18 protein-coding genes are annotated in these 20,725 nt (G+C 60.3%); 9 read left to right on the top strand and 9 right to left on the bottom strand.

Going from position 1 to position 20,725, the window contains the following annotated elements; translation table 11 throughout:
* The first annotated feature begins 51 nt into the window (after positions 1 to 51).
* Positions 52 to 1,056 carry a sugar-binding transcriptional regulator gene (locus RGR602_RS31000; RefSeq protein WP_040115791.1) on the top strand — a complete coding sequence of 335 codons (1,005 nt, stop codon included), beginning with the start codon at positions 52 to 54 and terminating at the stop codon, positions 1,054 to 1,056.
* A 445-nt stretch (positions 1,057 to 1,501) separates the two neighbouring features.
* Positions 1,502 to 1,741 carry a hypothetical protein gene (locus RGR602_RS31005; protein ID WP_040116639.1) on the top strand — a complete coding sequence of 80 codons (240 nt, stop codon included), beginning with the start codon at positions 1,502 to 1,504 and terminating at the stop codon, positions 1,739 to 1,741.
* A 136-nt stretch (positions 1,742 to 1,877) separates the two neighbouring features.
* Here the strand turns inward: RGR602_RS31005 and RGR602_RS31010 are convergent, their stop codons facing one another.
* The 9 genes from RGR602_RS31010 to tssH form a co-directional block, all read right to left on the bottom strand.
* Complete coding sequence (locus RGR602_RS31010; protein WP_052451839.1) at positions 1,878 to 2,954, bottom strand: alpha/beta hydrolase family protein; 1,077 nt, start codon at positions 2,952 to 2,954, stop codon at positions 1,878 to 1,880.
* 264 nt (positions 2,955 to 3,218) lie between these two features.
* The gene (locus tag RGR602_RS36635; RefSeq protein WP_082046738.1) at positions 3,219 to 3,521 is read right to left on the bottom strand and encodes a PAAR domain-containing protein; all 303 of its coding nucleotides are present in this window, start codon (positions 3,519 to 3,521) and stop codon (positions 3,219 to 3,221) included.
* Positions 3,522 to 3,586: 65 nt separating this feature from the next.
* Positions 3,587 to 4,258, bottom strand: coding sequence for a GAD-like domain-containing protein (locus RGR602_RS31020; protein ID WP_040115793.1), 672 nt, complete (start codon positions 4,256 to 4,258; stop codon positions 3,587 to 3,589).
* A 39-nt stretch (positions 4,259 to 4,297) separates the two neighbouring features.
* Complete coding sequence (locus RGR602_RS31025; RefSeq protein ID WP_223844090.1) at positions 4,298 to 5,014, bottom strand: polymorphic toxin type 15 domain-containing protein; 717 nt, start codon at positions 5,012 to 5,014, stop codon at positions 4,298 to 4,300.
* 137 nt (positions 5,015 to 5,151) lie between these two features.
* Positions 5,152 to 6,111 carry a DUF4123 domain-containing protein gene (locus tag RGR602_RS31030; protein ID WP_223844091.1) on the bottom strand — a complete coding sequence of 320 codons (960 nt, stop codon included), beginning with the start codon at positions 6,109 to 6,111 and terminating at the stop codon, positions 5,152 to 5,154.
* Positions 6,112 to 6,113: 2 nt separating this feature from the next.
* Positions 6,114 to 8,585 carry a type VI secretion system tip protein TssI/VgrG gene (gene tssI, locus RGR602_RS31035; RefSeq protein WP_040115796.1) on the bottom strand — a complete coding sequence of 824 codons (2,472 nt, stop codon included), beginning with the start codon at positions 8,583 to 8,585 and terminating at the stop codon, positions 6,114 to 6,116.
* Positions 8,586 to 8,632: 47 nt separating this feature from the next.
* Complete coding sequence (locus RGR602_RS31040) at positions 8,633 to 9,223, bottom strand: hypothetical protein (protein ID WP_040115797.1); 591 nt, start codon at positions 9,221 to 9,223, stop codon at positions 8,633 to 8,635.
* 166 nt (positions 9,224 to 9,389) lie between these two features.
* A complete protein-coding gene (locus tag RGR602_RS31045) occupies positions 9,390 to 9,866 on the bottom strand; it encodes an Hcp family type VI secretion system effector (protein ID WP_040115798.1) in 477 nt (158 codons plus the stop codon).
* 43 nt (positions 9,867 to 9,909) lie between these two features.
* The gene (tssH, locus tag RGR602_RS31050; RefSeq protein ID WP_040115799.1) at positions 9,910 to 12,693 is read right to left on the bottom strand and encodes a type VI secretion system ATPase TssH; all 2,784 of its coding nucleotides are present in this window, start codon (positions 12,691 to 12,693) and stop codon (positions 9,910 to 9,912) included.
* Positions 12,694 to 12,980: 287 nt separating this feature from the next.
* On the opposite strand from tssH, the gene tssA reads away from it, so the two are divergent.
* From tssA to tssF, 7 genes are all read left to right on the top strand, one after another.
* Positions 12,981 to 13,973 carry a type VI secretion system protein TssA gene (tssA, locus tag RGR602_RS31055; protein WP_407692074.1) on the top strand — a complete coding sequence of 331 codons (993 nt, stop codon included), beginning with the start codon at positions 12,981 to 12,983 and terminating at the stop codon, positions 13,971 to 13,973.
* Positions 13,974 to 14,059: 86 nt separating this feature from the next.
* Complete coding sequence (tssB, locus tag RGR602_RS31060; RefSeq protein ID WP_040115801.1) at positions 14,060 to 14,575, top strand: type VI secretion system contractile sheath small subunit; 516 nt, start codon at positions 14,060 to 14,062, stop codon at positions 14,573 to 14,575.
* Between the two features lie 106 nt (positions 14,576 to 14,681).
* A complete protein-coding gene (gene tssC, locus RGR602_RS31065; protein ID WP_040115802.1) occupies positions 14,682 to 16,163 on the top strand; it encodes a type VI secretion system contractile sheath large subunit in 1,482 nt (493 codons plus the stop codon).
* Positions 16,164 to 16,229: 66 nt separating this feature from the next.
* Positions 16,230 to 17,618 carry a type VI secretion system contractile sheath large subunit gene (gene tssC / locus RGR602_RS31070; RefSeq protein WP_040116641.1) on the top strand — a complete coding sequence of 463 codons (1,389 nt, stop codon included), beginning with the start codon at positions 16,230 to 16,232 and terminating at the stop codon, positions 17,616 to 17,618.
* Positions 17,615 to 18,442: a type VI secretion system accessory protein TagJ gene (locus tag RGR602_RS31075; RefSeq protein WP_040115803.1), complete on the top strand. Its 828-nt coding sequence runs from the start codon at positions 17,615 to 17,617 to the stop codon at positions 18,440 to 18,442. The genes tssC (RGR602_RS31070) and RGR602_RS31075 overlap by 4 nt, the downstream gene beginning before the upstream one ends.
* Positions 18,435 to 18,944, top strand: coding sequence for a type VI secretion system baseplate subunit TssE (tssE, locus tag RGR602_RS31080; protein WP_040115804.1), 510 nt, complete (start codon positions 18,435 to 18,437; stop codon positions 18,942 to 18,944). The genes RGR602_RS31075 and tssE overlap by 8 nt, the downstream gene beginning before the upstream one ends.
* Positions 18,937 to 20,721, top strand: coding sequence for a type VI secretion system baseplate subunit TssF (tssF, locus tag RGR602_RS31085; protein ID WP_040115805.1), 1,785 nt, complete (start codon positions 18,937 to 18,939; stop codon positions 20,719 to 20,721). The genes tssE and tssF overlap by 8 nt, the downstream gene beginning before the upstream one ends.
* Positions 20,722 to 20,725: the final 4 nt, after the last annotated feature.

Below are 20,725 nucleotides of genomic sequence, written 5' to 3' on the forward strand. Positions count from 1 at the left end.
GCGGCCGATCTGGTGCCCATAGCGTGAAAGCAAAGGTTGCGAGAGCGGTCCATGACACAGGCAAAGACGGCCGGCGCGCCAATTGCACTTCCCGACGAGCAGATGCAGGTTCGTGTGGTATGGCTCTACTTCATGGAAGGCCGTACGCAGGGCGAGATTGCCGACGCGCTTTCGACCAACCGGCTTCGTGTCAACAAAATCATCGCCGAAGCTCGCCGATCCGGCCTTGTGACAATTACCTTGAATTCCAGGCTTACGTCCTGTGTCGAGCTTGAGCAGACGCTGGTCGCGGAGTTCTCGCTGAGCCGGGCGATCATCGTGCCATCACCTTCAGATCCCGATCTCATACCTGTTCTGCTCGGCCAAGCGACCGCGGACTACATCGCCCAGCTGCTCAGCAACGGCAAGCTGTCGGGTATTGGCGTCGGCTGGGGAGCCACGCTGCGCGAAATGGTACGTCATATGCCATCCATGCGCCGGCCCGACATTTGCGTGAACTCGGTGATGGGTGGACTGACGCATGGCATCGAGATCAACACATTCGACATCGCAAGCGACCTCGCCCGGCACTTGAACGCCGAGTGCGCCTATCTTGCAGCTCCCATTTATGCCGGCAGCCCGGAATCGAAAACGGCAATCGTAACCCAGGACGTATTCCAGGCGGCTTTCCGGCAGATTGCCTCAAACGATCTTGTCGTGCTCAGTATCGGCGATATGACCGAGCGATCGCTTCTGATGCGCTACGGGCTGCCGCAGGACGTCACGATCGACGAGCTTGTCGCTACCGGCGCTTGCGGCGATGTTCTGGCGCAATTCATTGACAGGAACGGAACCCCCATCGACCACCCGCTCAATCTACGGGCAATCGCGCCGCCGCTGGAAGCGTTGCGCAAGATCCCGAACGTCGTCTTCGCGTCAGGCGGTATCAACAAAGTCGAGGCCATTGCCGCGGTCCTCTTGTCAGGGCTCGGAACTGTCCTCGTCTGCGATGAAGACACGGCGCGCGCAGCTCTGTCGGTGGCAGCCCGCGCGCGATCGCCCGCGGCGTTGTCCTGAAATGCATCGGCCCTAAGGACCGCAGTGCCGAAGAGGCTGTTGGGATCCCAGCGGGCAGGTTGACAGGTCAGGCCTTTCACACCTGCATCCGGCATGCCCTCGGCCGCGGTAACGACATCGAATGAAAATCACGGCAGAGCCGAAGCATCGACTAAGCTTTCTCGTTGACGGCCACGCTCATTCGTCTCTTGCGGGCACGATTACCGGGCGTTGCACGGACAGGACAATAAGTATGTGGCGGGCTTCGCCTGAACTATGCTGATGGGACAACGGCGATCTTGGCAGTGCGCTGCGCTCACGCCGAAAAGAAAGAGCGCGGTAACGCGTTCGACCTCTGGAACCGCGAGCGGCGGGATGTTTGGCTCGCTCCGGTCAGACGGCAAATGAATCGCTTGACTCGTTTCCCCAATAGGAACATTTAAAGAACGAAATGAAAGGCAAAGCCATGTCAATCGCCGAGAAGTTCATCGTCCTGCCCTACAAGAAGAACCGCGGAAATCTCGTGCCGGGGGAGATGCGCCAGGCTTCAAACGGTCCATCGGCTGAGAAGATTGCTGCCTCGATGGCTGCGCGCTTCGTCGGGGTCGCGGCCTATGCAGTGATGGTCGACGACGAGACCGGCGACATGACGGCACCCCGCTTGCTTGCAAGGCATGGCGAAATCGCCGATCTGAATATTTCTTAGAGGCAACGCATCCAGAATATCTGGCTTGGTCACAAAGGTGCCCTTCGAGCATGATTGGTAGCGCCGAACTCCAAGTTGCCGTGCAACAGATGTGGCGCCTGTGCTCGCCGCGCGCTACCATTCAATGGCATTGGATCTATTTTCTCCCGTCGCGGGTTTTCGCATCGAGCTGAGCAGCGTGCCGTTCAAAGGCCTGCGTTATAAGGATGGCGAGTTCTTCGTGAATATCGGCCCGCGATCTTCTCACACCCTGTTCGCAAATGGGATCGGGATCGCCGGCCGACTTCAGGAAATTCGCGGCGCCTTGCTTGCAAACGGGCAGAAAACTGAAATGGTCGGAATCGTCGATCTGCGCATAAGCGGCGTTCGGGACCTGTTTCGCCAACCGATCAGAAAGCACCGCAACCGGGATTTTGCCGATGCTGCCGAGATTGATGAAGGTCAGCGGGATATCGATGCTTTTCACGCTTTCGGCGTTGAAGGCAGTCGCAAGGCCGGGATCGACCAGCACCGCCGAGGCGATGCGCGGATCGCGGTTCGATTGTTCGAAGCGCGCCAGGTCGATGCCGCGCAGATCGAATATTTCGACCGCGACCTGCTTGTTGTTGACGAAGCCGCGCCCGCCTTCGAACCAGCGGCAATCCATCATGGCCGGATAGTCGTCGCAATAGCGCATATATGCATCGAGATCGGCGCGAGCGCCGGCAAGCTCCATTCCCGTGCTACCACCGAGGGAAAAACCGAGAACGCCGATGCGCTTCGTGTCGATCGATGCCTGCCAGCGCGCATCGCTGACAAGTGCCGTGATGATGGTCGAAATATCCTGGGTGCGCTCCCAGATTTTTGGCGTGGCAGCTGGCGTGGAATCGCCGCTCGTTGTGCCGGGATGGTTGGGGCCGGCCACGATGAACCCTGACTCCGCCAATACCTTGGCGATCCACGCCATGCCTTCCACCCTCGAACCGGAGCCATGCGAAAGTAGCACCAGTGGGAAATGACCCACCTCGATAGAAGCATTTTTCGAGGCTGGGGTACCTTCGAAAATTTTGCTTTCGCCGACCAGTGCGGGTTCACCATCGCCCTTCGATGGATACCAGATCGTCACGGCAAGTGCGCTGCCGCGTTCATGCGAGAAGACGCGGATATCCTGCAGGCCGACTTCACCTGCGAAAACGGATGCGGTTGAAGTGACGACAAAGAAAATGGCTGTCAATGCTTGTGGTCAGTCGCATGAGAAACTCGTTCGGTTTGAGAAACGATGACTGACCTTCGGGGGAAACACGGTCTTTTCGACCTCGATCAGCTTCAAGGACGTACTCGAACGTGATGCGGTCTTTCATGCGTGCGGCTGACCTTTATCTCGTCGCCGCTCCAGGAACACACTTGCATTGGGTTGTTCTTCACACGCAGGTCATTCGCCGGAGAAGATCATCGAGATCCTTCGTGTGGAATTGCGACCCGTCGGGCCTGCCGGCTGCTATTCGAACGTCAGCCAAGGAACACCCTGGACCAAACGACCTCCATGCTCGCAGGAATCGCCAAAGCGGGCGACCTTCTTGCCGTTAATCTTCGCGACCGACGATCCACCGGTAATGCCGGCCGTCGTCGGCACGCCCGTGCATGTGCATCGGTCGCTCACTGTTGCAATCGGCACGCCCTCGACGCAGACGAAGGACTGAGAGGTCGAAACAACTGGCCCGCCGACATGTGGCCGCGGACCGGGATCAACCATGGGGCAAACATGCATATGGCCTTTGAGCGTGACCGGACTGCCAACCATCTGGAATTCCTCATCTTCGAACTTTCGGTGACGGCAGCATTTTCAGACCTCCTTTAGGACTGACATTAACTTCCGATGGCGCGGACCGCTTTTGGCGGAAAACTCGCATTGTCCATAAGTTGCATGCCGTGCGCCTGTGCCAGGATGGCCATGTGCGGAAGCGCTTCATAGATCGTCAGACTATCCAGTGAACGGTTTCCGCCTAAAGCAAGAATGGGCTTGAACCCATAGATTTGCCCCACTCTCAGCTTGCCGATTTTCGAGCGCGCGCTTTTGAAAAGCTTTTTCGCATTCGCATCGTATTCGTCAAGAAAAGCTTGATCGAGCGTCATCAACTGGCTCGTGACGGCGATATTTTCATCGAATTTCTCGCCGCTTGTCAGGGCCGGGCATGACACCATTCCCTTGACGAGATCGATGATCATGTCCTGATGGGTTTCGTTCCAGGCGATCATTTTCCCGAAAGCGCCAAATCCCAGCACATGGGTCTTCCCCGCCTCGATCTCGGAATCACCGTCGAAAACCAGCTTCATGATCGGGGCGTACATGTCGGGATCGCAAAATTGGAAATATCCGTCCAATATGATCCCGGTCCCGTTCTGCTGCCAGAATTCGATCACCGCATCGGGAACTCTGCCCCGGTAGCGCTCGGGCTCGGCAGCAGGCGCCGCCTCGCCGCCTTGCGGAGCACCGAAATCCTCGATGATCGAAGCCAGCCTTATCTGATAATCTTTCACGCTACCTCCAGTCAGAACAGATAGATGCAATAACCAATACTATGACATCGGGGCATTGCCGGGACCACCCTGACCATTCCCTGAGCCGCCCTTCGAGCCTGCCGGTTTCTTGCTCGACTTAGATGATTTGCCATCCTCGCAGATTTTCAAGTCTGCGTTCGTGCGTTCACCCTTTTCCTTGGCCTTCTGCGCATGCTCCTTGAGTTGCTCCAATCGCGTCTTGTCCGAGTTGGCGCCCGTCTTGGACCATTGGGAACCGATCGATCTGTTTGCCGACCGTGGTCCCATTCCGCCGTTGTGCTGAGAGATTTTCCCCGATCCGCCGGCTGACAGATCCGGCGTATGGATAACGTCCATCGTACTCAGTTCGCCCTTCGCAGCTTGTTCCGCACCCTTCCGCGTCATCCTCGGGTCGCGCTTGAGCAGTTCGGTGACCCTGTTCTGGATCCAACTGTCTCTTGCGGTCGCCCGATCCACAGCATCCTTCGCACCCCGACCGAATTCCTCGTAGTTTTCCATATTCTTGACGAGTTGGTCGGGCGAAATATCGTTGATGGCGTCCTGCTGCTCTTTAAGTTGCCGCTTGAATTCCTCGATCTGCTCGGGTGTCGATCCTTCCGGTGGATTGAAGCAATCGATCTCTCCGCAATCCACACAGGGCTTTGCAGCTTCCTGTTCCTTGGTTTCGGTCTCGGCAGCTTCGTTCGCACCTTCCATATAGCTTGCAATGGCTTCAGCAGCCGCGCGGCCAGCCATGCCACCAACCCTTGACCCGATCGCGCGACCGATCCACGCTCCAACCGGCCCTCCGAGCACACCTCCAATGGCCCCGCCCAGAACGCCGCCTGCAACCTGGCCCCCAACCTGACCTGCGGTTCCTATCGCCACCGAGGTCATGACGCTGCTCCATTGAGGATGTTGCTGGAACGCAGCGCGTCGACCGTGTGGCCGATCAATTCCCTGACCCGGGTGTCCGGTGTGGTTCCCTTTTCTTGGAGGAAGCTTCGCACTTCCGGAAGATCCGCCGCCTTGCCGTCCGAAACGACCATGACATAGGCCCAACGTGCCCGCCCGCGCTCCGTCCGAATTCCAAGCTCATCGGCCGTTCGTTCACTGGCCAGCGTAGCGCCCCATACGAAGTCGTCGTCCACGCCCGAAAAGTGAGGCGGTCTGTTCTTCTTGAGGAAACGCGCAATCCGCAGCCGCGATGAATGGAGCATGGCGGCCTTCAACCTCTCCATCTGGGCCGGCTCCAACCTAAGCGGCCCAATGACCGCATCTGGCATGTTGATCGCCTTCCGCGCCCGTCGGACGCCCCCATAATCCGGCCCGTTGAAGACCACGCTATCCGCCGGGCCTAGAAATCGGGCAAACTGCGGTTTCGTGAGGATGGGCAGCAAGGCGCCGAGGACATTGGGATCCCAGTGGCGGAAAAGAACCCGTTCATAACGTTGCTTTTCCGAAGTGCCTTGCGTCCCGTCACGATCGCTTTCCAGCGGAATCATGACCTCGTTCAGCGTTCTCAGGTGCCGGTAAAGGGCGTCCGGCCCCGAGGGGCACGACCAGTAGACCGCGCAGGAATGATGGATGTCCAACCACTCGACATAGGATCGCGTCGGCGCCGCCAGGAGATCGACCATCCACGGCCCTGCACTGCGAAAATCCGCCGGCACCCCCTCCAAGAACAGCGAGCGGCAGGTTATCCCTTCGCCGGCCAGCGTGGCTGGCATATCATCAAAAGCCCCCCCATCCAGCACTGCACAGATGTGCCCGCTCATATCATCGACGGCATGCCTCACGACGCGGGAGGATTCGGAGATGTCCGGCAGATCGATTGCTGGCGTCGCTTCCATCGTCACATCCTCACGAACGGGGTTGACGATCTTGACATCTGCCGCAGACAGGACGGCCCCTCCCCGGGACCGCCTTTCTTGAAGTTGATCTGGTTACCTTCGATATCGACCTTCAATCCGCGGATGCGGATACCGGCTTTGTTGATTTCGATGTAGCCCCCGGGTGCGGACAGAAAGATCTTGTCTTCGGCAAAGACCTCAAAGACCTTCGCCTCTCCATGGTACTTCTCGCCGGAGACGAGATTGTAGAGTTTGCCGACATTGACGGTAATTTTCTCGCCCACGACCGTGCCTTGGGCCTCTCCGATATTGATATTTTGCTCTTTGCCGATCGTGAGATTTTGTTGTTCGCCGATCGCTATGTTCTGCTGCTTGCCGACGTTGATCATTTCGGTCTGGCCGATGTTCGTCACCTTGCTCATGCCGATCTGCTCGGCCTTGGCAATACCAACGGTTGTCGACTGGAACGAACCCACGATCGTGTTCATGATGCCCGGAAGCGGAAAGAGGCTTGAGGCTGCATCGCCGACGCCGGTGCCCGAGCCGGCGAGAGCCGAGCCCGCATCGGCCCGCGGATTCGGGCCGGAAACGACGCCTTGGCGGCTGCCGAGACCACCGGCGCTCAGAAAGCCAAGCGCCGAGGAGGCGAGCGTGCCGGCGAAGGCGGCAACGCCAGGTCCGCCGCCGCCGGCGATCTGACCAGCCTGGCTCAAAAGACCTGCAGTTTGCCCCGAGAGCCCCTGCACGGCCCCCATCAGCGCCATCGCCATCGGACCCGTGCCGCCGACGACGGTGTTCATCGAGCCACCGATCTCGTGCTTCTGATTGCCGCCGACTTCCACGGCGCGGTTGGCGCCGATCGAGGCCACTTCGTGCCGGTCGATGCGCTTCGTCCGGTCGTTCAGCACCCGAGTCGTATGATCCTTCTGCGCATGGAAGAACATGTTCTCCTGGCCGGCCTCGTCTTCAAAGCTCATCTCGTTGAAGCCGGAGCCCTTATGGGTGTTGGACCGCATCACCATGCGGGTCTTGTTGGCCGGGAGATCATAGGGCACGCCGTTTGCCGGATTGGGCACGACACCCGTGATGAGCGGCCGGTCTGGGTCACCGTCGACGAAGGCGACCATCACTTCCATGCCGATGCGCGGAATGATCTGACCGCCCCAGGTGGAGCCCGCCCAGCTCTGCGCCACACGTACCCAGCAGGTGTCCGATCCGTCCTTCTTCGCCCTGCGGTCCCAAGGAAACCACACCTTGATGCGGCCATACTGGTCCGGATGGATCTCCTCTCCCTGTGGTCCCGCAACGATCGCTACCTGCGTGCCCTCGATCCTCGGCCGCTTCGTCGCCCGGTGCGGCGTCATCGGCACGCGGGAGGGAACGGCCTCGAAATGGTTGTAGTATTCCGGCTCGTTGCTGTTCGTCTCATAGGACCGATCGACCGCCATATGACGCGCCTTAATGATCACATGCTCTTCATAGACGTGATCCGGATGCGCCTCCTCGTACGGCGTGAAGCGGCGGCCGGCCTCCAGCACGCGGGAGGTCGAAAGACCGGACACCCGATTGTGGTCGGCCTCGCTTGCCTGCATCCTGAGCTTTTGCGCCCGCTCGGCGGCGGCCACCGTGCCAATGCGGGAGGGGAATTCGTAAAGCTCGCGCTTGGCAGCCTCCGGCATCTGCACCAGCGACGGCGTCATCGTGCCCGGCACCATTTGCGGCGTCTCGAAGTTCCAGTCGGCGCCTGCCCGCTGGCCGGGCACGTAGGAGTAACGCCGCATCCATTCGGTGATGTGGTTGCGATCGGACGAGCCCTGCGCCAGGCGCACCCTGCCTTCGCCCCGCGCCGACGGCGACGGCCCTGCCCAGGAGCTTGCGCCGTCGCCGACATGAAGACGATGACCGCCCTCCTCATGGCTGAACCAGTAAAACAGGCCGTCCTCCTCGAAACGGCGGATCAGGAAATCGAGATCGGTCTCGTTCCACTGGACGGAATAATGCTGCGGCGGAGGTGGAGTGATGACGCCGGACGTATCGGGCGCCGGAATGCCGTGTTCGGAAAACAGCGTCTCGGCGATTTCCAGCGAGGTCTTGTCCATCCAGATGCGGCAATCGGAGCGGCGCGAGAGCAGCCACATCTGCGGCCGCAGCACCAGCGCATAAGACCGCAAGCCCCGGGTAATCGGCGGGCCCTCGTTCATATCGGTCACCAGTCCGTTGAAGGGGCGGCGGACGCCGTCGCCATCCTCTCCCTGCTGGACTTCGATCGACACATCGACCAGCCGGCCGATCAGCTCCTCAGGCTTGACGGCCTCGCGCTTGGCACGAACGCTGACGTGGATCTCGAAAAGCGAAGATACCCCCTCCTCGATCGAAACCCGCTCCGGCAAAAGCTGGTCCGGCCCAAGCGGAGAGTTCACCCGCAGGTTCCTGCTTGCCTGAATGAAATCGGCAGCCGAGGGTAGATCGTTCATCGTGGGCCCTTCGTCTCGCGTGCCAGGAGATGCGGCGACGTGCCGGCTTAGCCGGTTGCCGTCATTGCCTTTGAGAAGCGCCGCTGGAAGTTCTGCAGCAGCGAATGTTTGTCGAACTGGCGAAGGATTTCGAATTGGTTTGTCGCGCTGTTGTAGTAGGCAGCCGCCATCGGCTTGTCGTCCCCCTGCTGGATGAAGGGAACAGCAGGATTGCCGTAGAGAATCTTCTTCGGTGTTGGGTCCTTGCCAATAATGTCGAGGAATCCCATCGGCACCGTCGCCTTGTATTTTTCGACAGCCGATATCTGGGCGATATTCTTCTTGCCAGTGTAAACATGAGCAATACTCGTCCTGCCGTTTGGCACGCTGACGATCTGCTGACCCGGCTTGATCCATTCGGTAACGAGTTCGCGGAAGCCCGGCATGTGCTGCAACTTGTCACCTTCGAAGTACAGGTCTTCGACACGTGCGATCGTGTAGACATAACGCATGACCTGAAGGTGGCTCGTACCGACGACCTTGACACCCTTGATCTTATAGCTTGGGGCCACCATGCCGAAGATGCTTTCGGTCGACGTGTATTCGACGATCAAATGCTGGGAGGTGAGTGAAATCTTATCGATAGCAGGCGTGCTCATGAGGGAAATTTCCTCGTTGGCGCCAAACGCCGCGCGAGCAACCGAAGTCCACCGGCAGATATCGGACTTTGGTTCAGCGGCTTGCAGTTCGGCGGGGCGACAGCTCCGGTTCTTTTAACGCGAAAACGGATGCCGGCCAGCTGCCGGCATCCAGAGTGAGAAAGTCTTACGCAGCCTTCGTTGTTGCGAGATCGTAAGATGCGATCATCGGCGATTGCGGCGAGTGCTGATCGTCGTATGGCGTGTACTTCACTTCAATCTTGGTGAAGTTGAGCTTGATCGTCTCGATCGGGCGGTCCCCGTTGGAATCGATGGAGTAGCTGGCGATCAGCGTGTTCTCCAGGGAATATTCAACATAAGTGTTGCCGGGGTTGCCGGTGGTGACCAGATGAATGACCGAGCGCTTGCCGGTACGGCCGGCGCAGGCCTCCTGGAAGAGCTTCGTGGAAGAGGAATCGCTGACCTTGGTCAGGATGACTTCCGATACAGTCGGCTCGGAGGCTTCGCGGTTGGCCGCGGAGCCGGCGGATGTGTTCATGTTACGAGAAACGTTCCAGTGGATGGCTTCGATGTCCATCCACTTGCGGTGCTGCTCATGGGTTGCGTCACCCTGAATACCGTCGATTTGCAGATAAATCGGCATGCTGTCAGCTCTCCTCTTATCGAGCGGGGTTGCCTAGTTGCGTCTAAGGCGCATTTGCCTTTCGGTCCGTTGTGCTGGCCGAACGGCCCTCGCCGTCCGGGACTGCTTCATCCGCCTGCCGGTTTTCATCCGGTCCGGCGAATACCTTTTCGTCTGCCGCAGAGCTCGGCTTAATGCCGAAGCGGCCACTGTCGAAATTGATCAAAACATGCGAGACCTTCCGTCCGTCGGACATCCGGTCGAGGAAAAAGATTGACAGCACCGGTAGCAACTCGCGGGCAATCATCACCTCGATGGCGCGGGCACCCATCACGCTGGTCTTCGCACCCGAAACCAGCGCCTCGCGGGCTTCATCGGATAGCGAAAGCGCGGTGCCATAGGTGGCCGTGACACGATCCCTTATGCGGCCGATCTGCATGTCGACGATCGCCGAAAGTGCCTCGCGCTGCAAAGGCAGGAAGGGCAGAATAATCGTGCGGCCGAGGAAGGCCGGCTTGAAATGCTTCTGCAGTTCCGGCAGCAACAATGCTTCCAGCGCCTCGCCATCCGGCATCGCATCCGGATCGGCGGCAAGGGCTGCCAGGAGTTCGGAGCCTGCATTGGCCGTCATGAAGATCGTCGTGTTCTTGAAATCGATATCGCGGCCCTCGCCGTCACGCAGCGTGCCCTTGTCGAAGACCTGGTAGAAGATCTCCTGGACGCCGCTATGGGCCTTGTCGATCTCGTCGAGCAGCAGGACGCCATAGGGTCGTCGGCGCACGGCTTCCGTCAGCACGCCGCCTTCGCCGTAGCCGACATAGCCGGGCGGCGAGCCGAGGAGCATGGAGATCTTGTGCTCCTCCTTGAACTCCGACATGTTGATCGTCGTCAACTGCTGGCTGCCGCCGTAATAAAGGTCGGCAAGCGACAGCGCCGTTTCCGTCTTGCCCGTGCCGGACATGCCGACGAGCAGGAACACGGCCGGCGGCCGGCGCGGATCGGAAAGTCCGGCGCGAGCAGCCCGCATCGTATCAGCAATGCGGCCGATCGCCGGATCCTGGCCGACGATCCGCTCCTTCAGCCGGTCATCGAGGCTCTTGGTGGTCTGGACCTGATCTGCAAGCAGCTTGCCGACGGGAATGCCGGTCCAGCGCGCGACGATCGTCGCGATGATGTCTTTATCGACAACGCGCGGCACGAGTGCCGCCTCACCGGCTGCCTGCTGCAGCTTTCGCTCGGCGACCGCAAAGGCCGCGCGTGCGCCTTGCGCCGATAGTCCGCTTGCCGGGAAGGGTGCGACATTGCTCGGTTCTTCGGCAGGCTCCGGGATATCTTCCACCCTCCTCGGCACGAAGGCCGCTTCCAGTCGGTCTGCCTCCTTCAGCAGGCGCAGTTCCTCGTCGTATTTTGTCTGAAGAGCGTCGATCTCGCTTGAAATTAGCTTAATTTGCGCGTCGATTCTGGCGAGACGTTCGGTGTTTTCAGGGGTATCCGGCTCGCTTGAGAGCCACGTCGCTTCGGCTTCGAGCAGATCGTGTTCGCTGCGCAGGTTCCGGAGCGGCTCGGGAATGGTCTGGCGGGCGAGCGAGACGGACGCAGCCGCCGTGTCGATCAGGCTGATCGCCTTGTCCGGCAACTGCCGCGCCGGCAAATAGCGGGCCGAAAGCCGCACTGCGGCAATCAGGGCTTCATCGCGGATGCGGACCTTGTGGTGGGCGGCGAAGGTTTCGGCCACGCCGCGCAGCATTCGGATTGCCGTTTCCTCGTCCGGCTCCTGCACGTGTACCGTCTGGAAACGGCGGGTGAGTGCTGCATCCTTTTCGATGAAGCGTTTATATTCGCTCCAGGTGGTCGCCGCGATGGTACGCAGTTCACCGCGCGCGAGCGCCGGTTTCAGGATATTGGCAGCGTCGCCTTGACCCGCCTGTCCGCCCGCGCCGATGAGGCTATGCGCTTCATCGATGAACAGGATGATCGGTTGGGCGGAGGCTTTCACCGCATCGACCACACCGTGGAGGCGACGCTCGAATTCACCTTTGACGCCCGCTCCGGCCTGCAGCAGGCTCAGATCGAGCGTGAGCAGTCGCACTGCCTTCAGTTTGTCGGGCACGTTTCCATCGGCAATCTGAAGCGCCAGCGCCTCGGCAACGGCCGTCTTGCCGACGCCCGCCTCGCCAACCAGAATCGGATTGTTCTGCCGCCGGCGCATCAGGATGTCGATGAGCTGCCGCTGCTCCCGGTTTCGGCCGATGACCGGATCGATGCGTCCGGCCCTGGCATCTGCTGTCATGTCGCGAGTGTAAAGTCGCAGGAATTCGTTATCGTCGACGCCATTGGGCGACGTTCGCCCGGCCGCCGGAAGGATGGCACTCTCGGCGCCGCCCTCGTCAGGCTCGGTCTTTTTCAGCAACTTTTCCAAGGCTTTGCCGTCAAGATCGCGCAGCGACGGCGCAATTGCGCGCACCAGGACACGCAGCGTCGAATCCGAAATCAGCGCCGACAGGACATCAGCGACAAGGACCCTGTTTCGGCCGAACTGCAGCGAGGCGACCAACCATGCCTCGCGCGCCAACGTCAGCAGATTTTGCGAAAGCGCGAGAGCCCGCCCCTCTTCGCGAGCGACATCGCCAATTGCCGCATCGAGCTCGCTTCGCAAGGTCTGCAAGCTGATGCCGACCTCTTCGAGAACCGGGGCAACATCCGCGACATCGAGCAGTGCGCGAAGCCAGTGGGCGATGTCGACAGCCGGGTGCTGATGGCGCACGGCAATGGATGCCGCTGTCTCAAGACCGACACGGAGGCTTGGCTCAAGCGTTCTGATCAGACGATTGAGATCGATCTGCGGCATTCGTGATTCCCCCTCCCCCGATGTCCAAGGGGAACACCTATGAGATGCATTGAGACAGCTAGGGCGCGTATTTCAATTTGGCAAGATTAAATTACGAGAATTTTTTATGTCAAGTCTATCCATCGCGTGTCATAAAAATGTTGCAAATCCACCGTGGTTGACAATGAAGAATGCTGCCCCACAATAATATGACCTCGGTCATCGTCTTCAAATATGAGGATTAATCGAATTTGAACATTCGCGACATCGCAATTCCATTTGATGAAAATGCGCCTTGTGGAGAAAACATCCGCAACAATACTGTATCGCGCAAGATATACTATAATATAAAAGATGCTAGGAACCTCGCTCGGACTGTAGAACGAGGTATTTCCCCTGGCGAGACCATTGGGGTATCACCTGCATGGATCGATGTTAACAATCTTGGATTGCGAATTCTTTCTTCAGACAGCAAGGACCTGGAAGTATTAGCCTGGCTCGCCGAAGCTCAACTAAGGCTTGCAGGCTTCGCAGGACTGGGCGAAGTCTACGCTGCGATGATGTCGCTTTTAGACAAGCATTGGGATGAGTTGCATTCGATCGGCGACGACGATTTCCACGAGCGTTTTGCGCCCCTGGCAGGCTTGAACGGGATGGGCGGCGAAGGAACGATCATTCAGGCGGTACGGCTTTCACCGCTCGTTCCCGGCGCGAAGTTCGGCCAATTTTCGCTCTGGGACTTCCAGCTTTCGCAGCGCCCAAACGAATCGCAGCGTCGCGAGGACCTTTATCTTGCAGCAAGCGAAGCGGGCGTCTCGGCCATGGCCGCGCACCTCAAGCAGCTGAACCAATGCATCGCCAGTTTCGATGCCCTGACTGCCCTTCTTGCGGAGCGTTGCGGTGATCAGGCACCGCCAAGTTCCAATACGCGCAATGTTCTTTTCGAAGCGGCAGCCGCAATTCGCCAGCTTGCGGGTATCGAAAACGACGAGGCTGCAGCTGATGCGGAAACCGCGCCCCTGGCTGCCAACAGCAATAGCCCGGAGCCTGAGGCCCCGCGGCCGCGCAGCGCCGACACTATTGCTTCGCGCGAGGAAGCGCTCGAAATCCTCGCCGGCGTCGCGCGCTATTTTCGCCGCACCGAGCCTCATTCGCCGATTTCGATGGCGCTCGAAACTCTGGTCCGGCGCAGCCGAATGGATTTTTCCGAGCTGCTTGCCGAACTGCTTCCCGAACCCCAGGCCCGCAACGCGGTGCTGAGTGCTGCGGGCATCAAGTCTGCCGCCGACAAGGGTGAATGACCGGAAAATCCTACCCGCGCTTCTCGCCGAGCGCGGCTCGCATGAACCGAATTTACAATCTGCCAAGGGCATGAAGGAGACTCTATATGGCAAGTGTGCATGAGAAACTGGAAAGGGTTCGCAAGCCGCGCGTCCACATCAAATACGAGGTGGAGACCGAGGGTGCGATGGTAGTCAAGGAGCTGCCCTTCGTCGTCGGCGTGCTCGGCGACTTCTCCGGCAATCCGACGCAGCCGCTCAAGCCGTTCGGCGAGCGGAAATTCGTTCAGGTCGATCGCGACAATTTCGACGACGTCATGCGCCGCATGACGCCCGGTCTCAACATCACGGTCGAAAATACGCTGCAGAACGACGGCTCGGATCTCGCCGTATCGCTGAAGTTCGAAAGCATGGAAGACTTCGAGCCAGGCGCGGTCGTCAATCAGGTTCCGGCACTTAAGGCACTGCTTGATGCGCGCAATGAGCTGCGCGACCTGATGAGCAAGGCAGACCGCTCGGAGGAGCTGGAGCGGATGCTCGAAGACATCCTTCAGAACAATGGCGACCTCAACAAATTGGTCTCCGAGCTCGGCGCCGCCGGCAACAAGGACAACGTGAACTGAAGGGCCGGCGGACGTTTGAACGTCCGTCCCATCTTTTTATGAGCACCGGATATTCCCAAGGCCGTTTGCCGCTTTCCGGGCTGCTCGCACCGAAAAGGATTGAGGAATGAGCGCAGATACTCAACTGGCGGCCCAGGACGAGGTCGCATACGTACCCGATGAGAACCTCCTGTCAAAGGTCGTGGCCGCCACCCGCCAGACAGAGCCGGATCGCGCGCAGAACCTGCTGCGCACGCTGACCGACCAGGCGTTGAAAGGCACCGTCAAGTACGACCGCAACCTGACGATCACGTTGAACAACGCGATCGCCGAGCTCGACAGGACGATTTCCCGTCAGCTGGCTGCGATCATGCAGTCGCCGGAATTCGCCAGGCTCGAAGGTTCCTGGCGCGGGCTGAACTACCTGGTCAAGAACAGCGAAACCAGCGTCAACCTGAAGATCCGGGTGCTGAACACTTCCAAGCGCGAGCTCTCCAAGGATCTTGCCAAGGCGGTCGAGTTCGACCAGTCAAGGCTCTTCAAGTCGGTCTATGATGATGAGTTCGGCACGCCGGGCGGCGAGCCCATGGGCACATTGATCGGCGACTATGAATTCGACAATTCGTTCGAAGACGTTCAGATGCTGCAGGGCATCTCGTCGATCGCTGCCGCAGCCTTTGCGCCCTTCATCGCAGCAGCAAGCCCGCGCATGTTCGGCTTCGAGGACTTCCGCGAACTGGCAAAGCCGCGCGATCTCGAAAAGATCTTCGAGACGGTCGAGTACACGAAATGGCGCAGCCTTCGCGAAAGCGACGATTCGCGCTTCGTGACACTGGCCATGCCGCGCGTGCTTGCCCGCATGCCCTATGGCCCGAAGACCAATCCGATCGACGAATTCGGCTTCGACGAGACGGGCGGTTCCAAGACCGGCGAGCTAGATCACGAGGCCTATTGCTGGATGAATGCCGCCTATGTCATGGGCACGCGTCTTACCGAGGCCTTTGCCAAGAGCGGCTGGTGCACCTCGATCCGCGGCGCGGAAAATGGCGGGAAGGTCGAGAACCTGCCGATGCATATCTTTGCCAGCGACGATGGCGACCTCGATCTCAAATGCCCGACGGAAGTCGGCATCACGGACCGGCGTGATGCCGAGCTCGGCAAGCTCGGCTTCCTGCCGCTTTGCCACTACAAGAACACCGATTACGCGGTCTTCTTCGGTGCACAGACGACGCACAAGCCAAAGCTCTACGACAAGCCGGAAGCGACTGCTAATGCCGCAGTCTCCGCCCGCCTGCCCTACATGATGGCGACGTCACGCTTCGCCCACTATCTCAAGGTCATGGGCCGCGACAAGATCGGCTCGTTCATGGAAGCCGAGGATTGCGAAGTGTGGCTGAACCGCTGGATTTCGAACTACGTCAACGCCAACGACGATGCCGGCGAGGAATCTCGCGCCAAGTATCCGTTGCGCGATGCCAAGGTGACGGTCCAGGAAATCCCCGGCAAACCGGGTTCATACAATGCGGTCGCCTGGATGCGCCCCTGGCTGCAGATGGAAGAGCTGACGACCTCGCTGCGCATGGTCGCCCGTATTCCCTCCAAGAACTGATCGATATCCGCGCGTCCATCGGGCGCGCGGTCCCTCACCTTCTGCAATGCGTGAACCGCAATGACGATGAACTCAGGCACAAAGTGGCGACGGACGGCCGATCAGCTGATTGCGCTGATCGACGATGCCCTCAACAGGCAGGTCAATGCAATTCTTCACCATCCGGAATTCCAGAAGATGGAGGCCCGCTGGCGCGGCCTTGCCATGCTGGTGCGCGAGGCAAGCCGCAGCGGCGAAGTCAAGATCAAGCTTTTGAGCGCCAGCTGGGATCAGCTGGCACGCAATCTGGAACGCGCCGCCGATTTCGACCAGAGCCATCTGTTCGAAATGGTCTATAGCCGCGAATTCGGCATGCCGGGCGGCGAGCCGTTCGGTCTCATCGTCGGCGACTATATGTGCGCGCCGGAGATGGCGGGAGACGGGGATGCGGTAAGCACGCTCGTGCAGCTCGGCACGGTCGCGGCCGCCGCCTTCTGCCCCTTCATTGCCGGGGCGTCACCGCAGGCGCTCGGCCTGGAACGGTTCGACGAGCTCGACCGCGTGCAAGATTTCTCCTGGCTTGCGCATGATCCGTCGCGTATCCGCTGGAACAGCCTGAGGGCACGGGAAGATTCCCGCTTCCTCGGCCTCGTTGCGCCGCGCATCCTGATGCGGCCACCCCATGAACCGCTGGCGCGCCACCGCAACGACGGCTTCCCGTTCCGCGAGACGATCAGCGAGGATGGAAGCTCGCTGCTGTGGGGCAACGGCGCCTTTGCATTCGCCTCGATGGTCATTCGCAATTTCAATGAATCGGGCTGGTTCGCCGATATCCGCGGCGTGACCCAGGATGCCATCGATGGCGGCATGCTGGGTGCCGATGAGCTTGCGCCTTACGACTTCGGCACCGAAAGCAACGGGCTCTCGGCCCAGGCGCCGGTCGAGATCAGCCTCACCAGCATGCAGGAACAGCAATTCTGCGATCTGGGTATTGTGCCGGTCGCGACGACTTACCTGTCGGCCTCGGCAATTTTCAACTCCAACCAGTCCCTGCATGCGCCGCCGCATTATTCCAGTGAGCATGCGCGCCAAAACGCACGGATCGCTGCAATGCTGCAATATGTGCTCTGCGCCTCGCGCTTCTCGCATTACTTGAAGGTCATCATGCGCGACGAGATCGGCCAGCTGTCGGACGCGCCGTCGATCCAGCGGCGGCTGGAGGACTGGCTGGCGGCTTATACACTCGGCAACGACGACGCCGACCTGACGCTAAGGACGCGCCGGCCGCTGCGCTCGGCGGGTATCAGCGTTCACGATATCCCCGGCAAGCCCGGTACTTTTTCCTGCACTGTGCGGCTGCAGCCGCATTTCCAACTCGATGACGTTTCCACCAGTTTCCACCTCATCGCCGAGACGGCAAACGCCACGACACGCTTTGCCCGCCCGACCGACGCACCGCAAAGGATGTCCGCATGACGCTCTCCGCCCAAATCGCCAATCTGCTTGGCCAAGACGCTCTGGGGCAGGCGCTCGAACTTGCGAAGGCACAGGTGAAATCCGCGCCGACCGACAAGGAAGCGCGGCACCTTTACATCGACCTTCTGGTTCTGTCGGGCGACTACGAACGCGCCGACGCCCAGTGCAATGTCGCCGTTACCTTCTCACCAGAAGATGCCATGGGCTTTGCGCTGCTGCGCAACCAGTTGCGGGCAATTGCCGCGCGCGATGCCTGGTTCGAAAAGGGTGCGGTGCCGGAATTCCCGCAAGGGCCGAGCGAATTGGACATGGCGGCGATGCGCCTTGGCATCGCCGCCCGGACGCAGGAAAGGGCAGATGCTGAGATCGCCCTCGACCGGTTGGAAGACCTGCGCGGCGAGAGGCCAATGGTCTGGAACGGACGCGAGATTTCCGATTTTCGCGACCTCGACGATCGCATCCCCCACGCGCTCGAAATCATCATGACAGGCGGCGCCTATCTCTGGGTGGACTTTTCCAAAATCGCTTCGGTGACGATCGAGCCCATCGCACGGCCGCGCGATCTTGCCTTTCGCCGGGGCAAGCTGTCGTTGATTGACGGGGCCAGCGCGCCGGTGCTTCTGCCCGCGATCTATCATGGCACGAAAGCCGGTCCGGCGTTGCTTCTTGGTCGCGAGACCGAATGGGTGAAGGAGCCGAGCGGCATCACCACGGGCCGCGGCCATCGGTGCTTCTTGGCGGGCGACGAACTCGTCTCCTTCCATGAGACGGTGAACCTTGACGCAGCCGAACACCTCGAAGCAAGGAGAACCATTCATGGCTGATCCGCTCGAGCGCTGCCGTCCGCGCGAGCGGATGCTGTCGCAGTCGATCCTCGACCGGCTGATCGACGCGAACCCGGATCTGCCGAGCGACGACCACCTGAGCCTTGCCGAGCAGGTGCGCGAGATGCGTGAAGCGATCCGCCGCGATCTCGAAGCCTTGCTCAATACGCGGCGCTGCCCCACGGCGCCACCGGCCATCCTCGACGAATTGAAGGACGCACTGGTCTCCTACGGGGTGGACGGCATCGTGTCCGCCAATCTGGTAACCGACAATGCGAAGCTGCGGCTGGCGCGCGTCATCGAGCGGCGGATTGCGCTTTTCGAAACACGCCTTTCGGATGTGCGGGTGACGATCCTGAAGAGCCGTCACGACGGTGAGCGGGCGCTGCGCATGCGCATCCAGGCAAGCTTCCGTCTGCATGAGGGCATGCCGCCGATCAGCTTCGAATCGATGATCGACCCGTCAACGCAACGCTTCATGGTCGAGGCGGCAAATGGCTGACGGCTTCCTGCAACGCTACAATGACGAACTCGGCGCGCTTCGCCGCCGCGCCGCACGCTTTGCCGATGCTTTCCCGAAGATTGCCGGCCGGCTGCGCATGACGGGTGATGTCGCCGACGACCCGCATGTCGAGCGGCTGATCCAGAGTTTCGCCTATTCCGCAGCCCGCGTGCGCCAGAAGCTGGACGATGAATTCCCCGAGCTTACCGACGGCCTTCTGGAAACCCTTTATCCCCATTACCTGGCGCCGTTACCCTCCATGAGCATCGTGAAATTCCGTCCGAGCGAGATGCTGGCTTCGGTGCAGACGGTGCCGCGTCATAGCGAAATCCTGGCTGAGCCGGTCGGCGGCGAGGCCTGCCGCTTCCGCACAACGCAAGACGTCGAGATCGTGCCTGTCGAGATCGCCTCTGCCTCGCTTTCCGGCCAGCCGTTCAATGCGCCGCTTTCGCCCTATCCCGGCGCAGCCGGATGCCTCAGGCTGTCGATCCGTTCGAGCGCACCCCGCATGGGCCATCTTTCCGAGAGCGGACTGAAGCGGCTGAGGCTCTACATCGCCTCGCCCTGGCAGCAGGCGATCCGCATTTATGAGCTTCTGGCAAACCATACGCTCGGGATCGCGCTTGCCCATCACGCCGACGATCGTACGCCGAAATTTCTGCGGGCGAGCAATCTGCAGCCCGTCGGCTTTGACCCTGAGCAGGCGATGTTGCCCTATCCCCCGTCGAGCTTCACCGGCTACGGGCTTTTGACGGAATTCTTCGCCCTGCCGCAGAAATTCCTGTTCTTCGATATCGAAGGGCTGGATCCCTGGCATGGAGAAACGCTCGAGATCTTCATTTATCTCAACGACAGCGATGCCAAGCTGGAGCGAGCCGTTTCTGCGCGCGACTTCGCTCTCAATGCCACTCCGGTCGTCAATCTCTTCCGGCAGATCTGCGAGCCGGTGGCCGTCGACGGAACTCGCACGGAATACCGGCTGCTACCGGATGCCCGACGTCAGCGGACCCGGGAGATTTATGCAATCGAACGCGTCCTCTTGACGGGCCGCGGCGGCCAGGAGGAATTCTCTCAGCCGTTCTTCGGGCGCCGCCAGAAAGGCAGCACGGCCTCGACCTACTGGCAGATTTCGCGCCGCTTTGAGGCCGATGACGGCACGAGCGACGTCGATATCGCCTTCGTCGACCGCATGCACCGGCCGACCGGCGCGATCGATGCGGTCGCCAGCGTTGACACATTGTGCCTCAACCGCGACCTGCCGGAGCAGCTGCCCTTCGGCGGCGGGCATCCGCAGCTGCAGCTTGCTTCCGGCAGCGAGGCGGTCGCCCGGGTCGAGGCTCTCATTCCACCGACGCCATCGGTGCGGATGAACGAGCAGGACGACCGCAACTGGCGACTGATGTCTCACCTGATGCTCAATCATCTGTCGTTGTTCGACAACGAAGGGACCGCCCTTAAGGATATCCTTTCCCTTTATGCCTTCCGTGACAGCCCGGAAACCAAGCAGCTCGTCGATGCACTAGCGCGGATCCATGCCCGCAACTCGACGGCACGCCTTGGCAACGGCGGCATGGTGCCGGGCACCGAGATCACGCTCGAATTCGATCCCGGCGCCATCGATCGGGCATCCGCTTTCCTGTTCGGCAGCGTGCTCGATCGCTTTTTCGGCCTCTACACCTCGCTCAACAGCTTCACCCGCCTCTCGATCGCCATGAAGGGGCAATCGAAGCCAATCGCGAGCTGGCCGGCGCGAGCCGCCGAACGTCCGCTCCTGTGAGGAA

This window comes from Rhizobium gallicum bv. gallicum R602sp (assembly GCF_000816845.1).
Lineage (GTDB): Bacteria > Pseudomonadota > Alphaproteobacteria > Rhizobiales > Rhizobiaceae > Rhizobium > Rhizobium gallicum.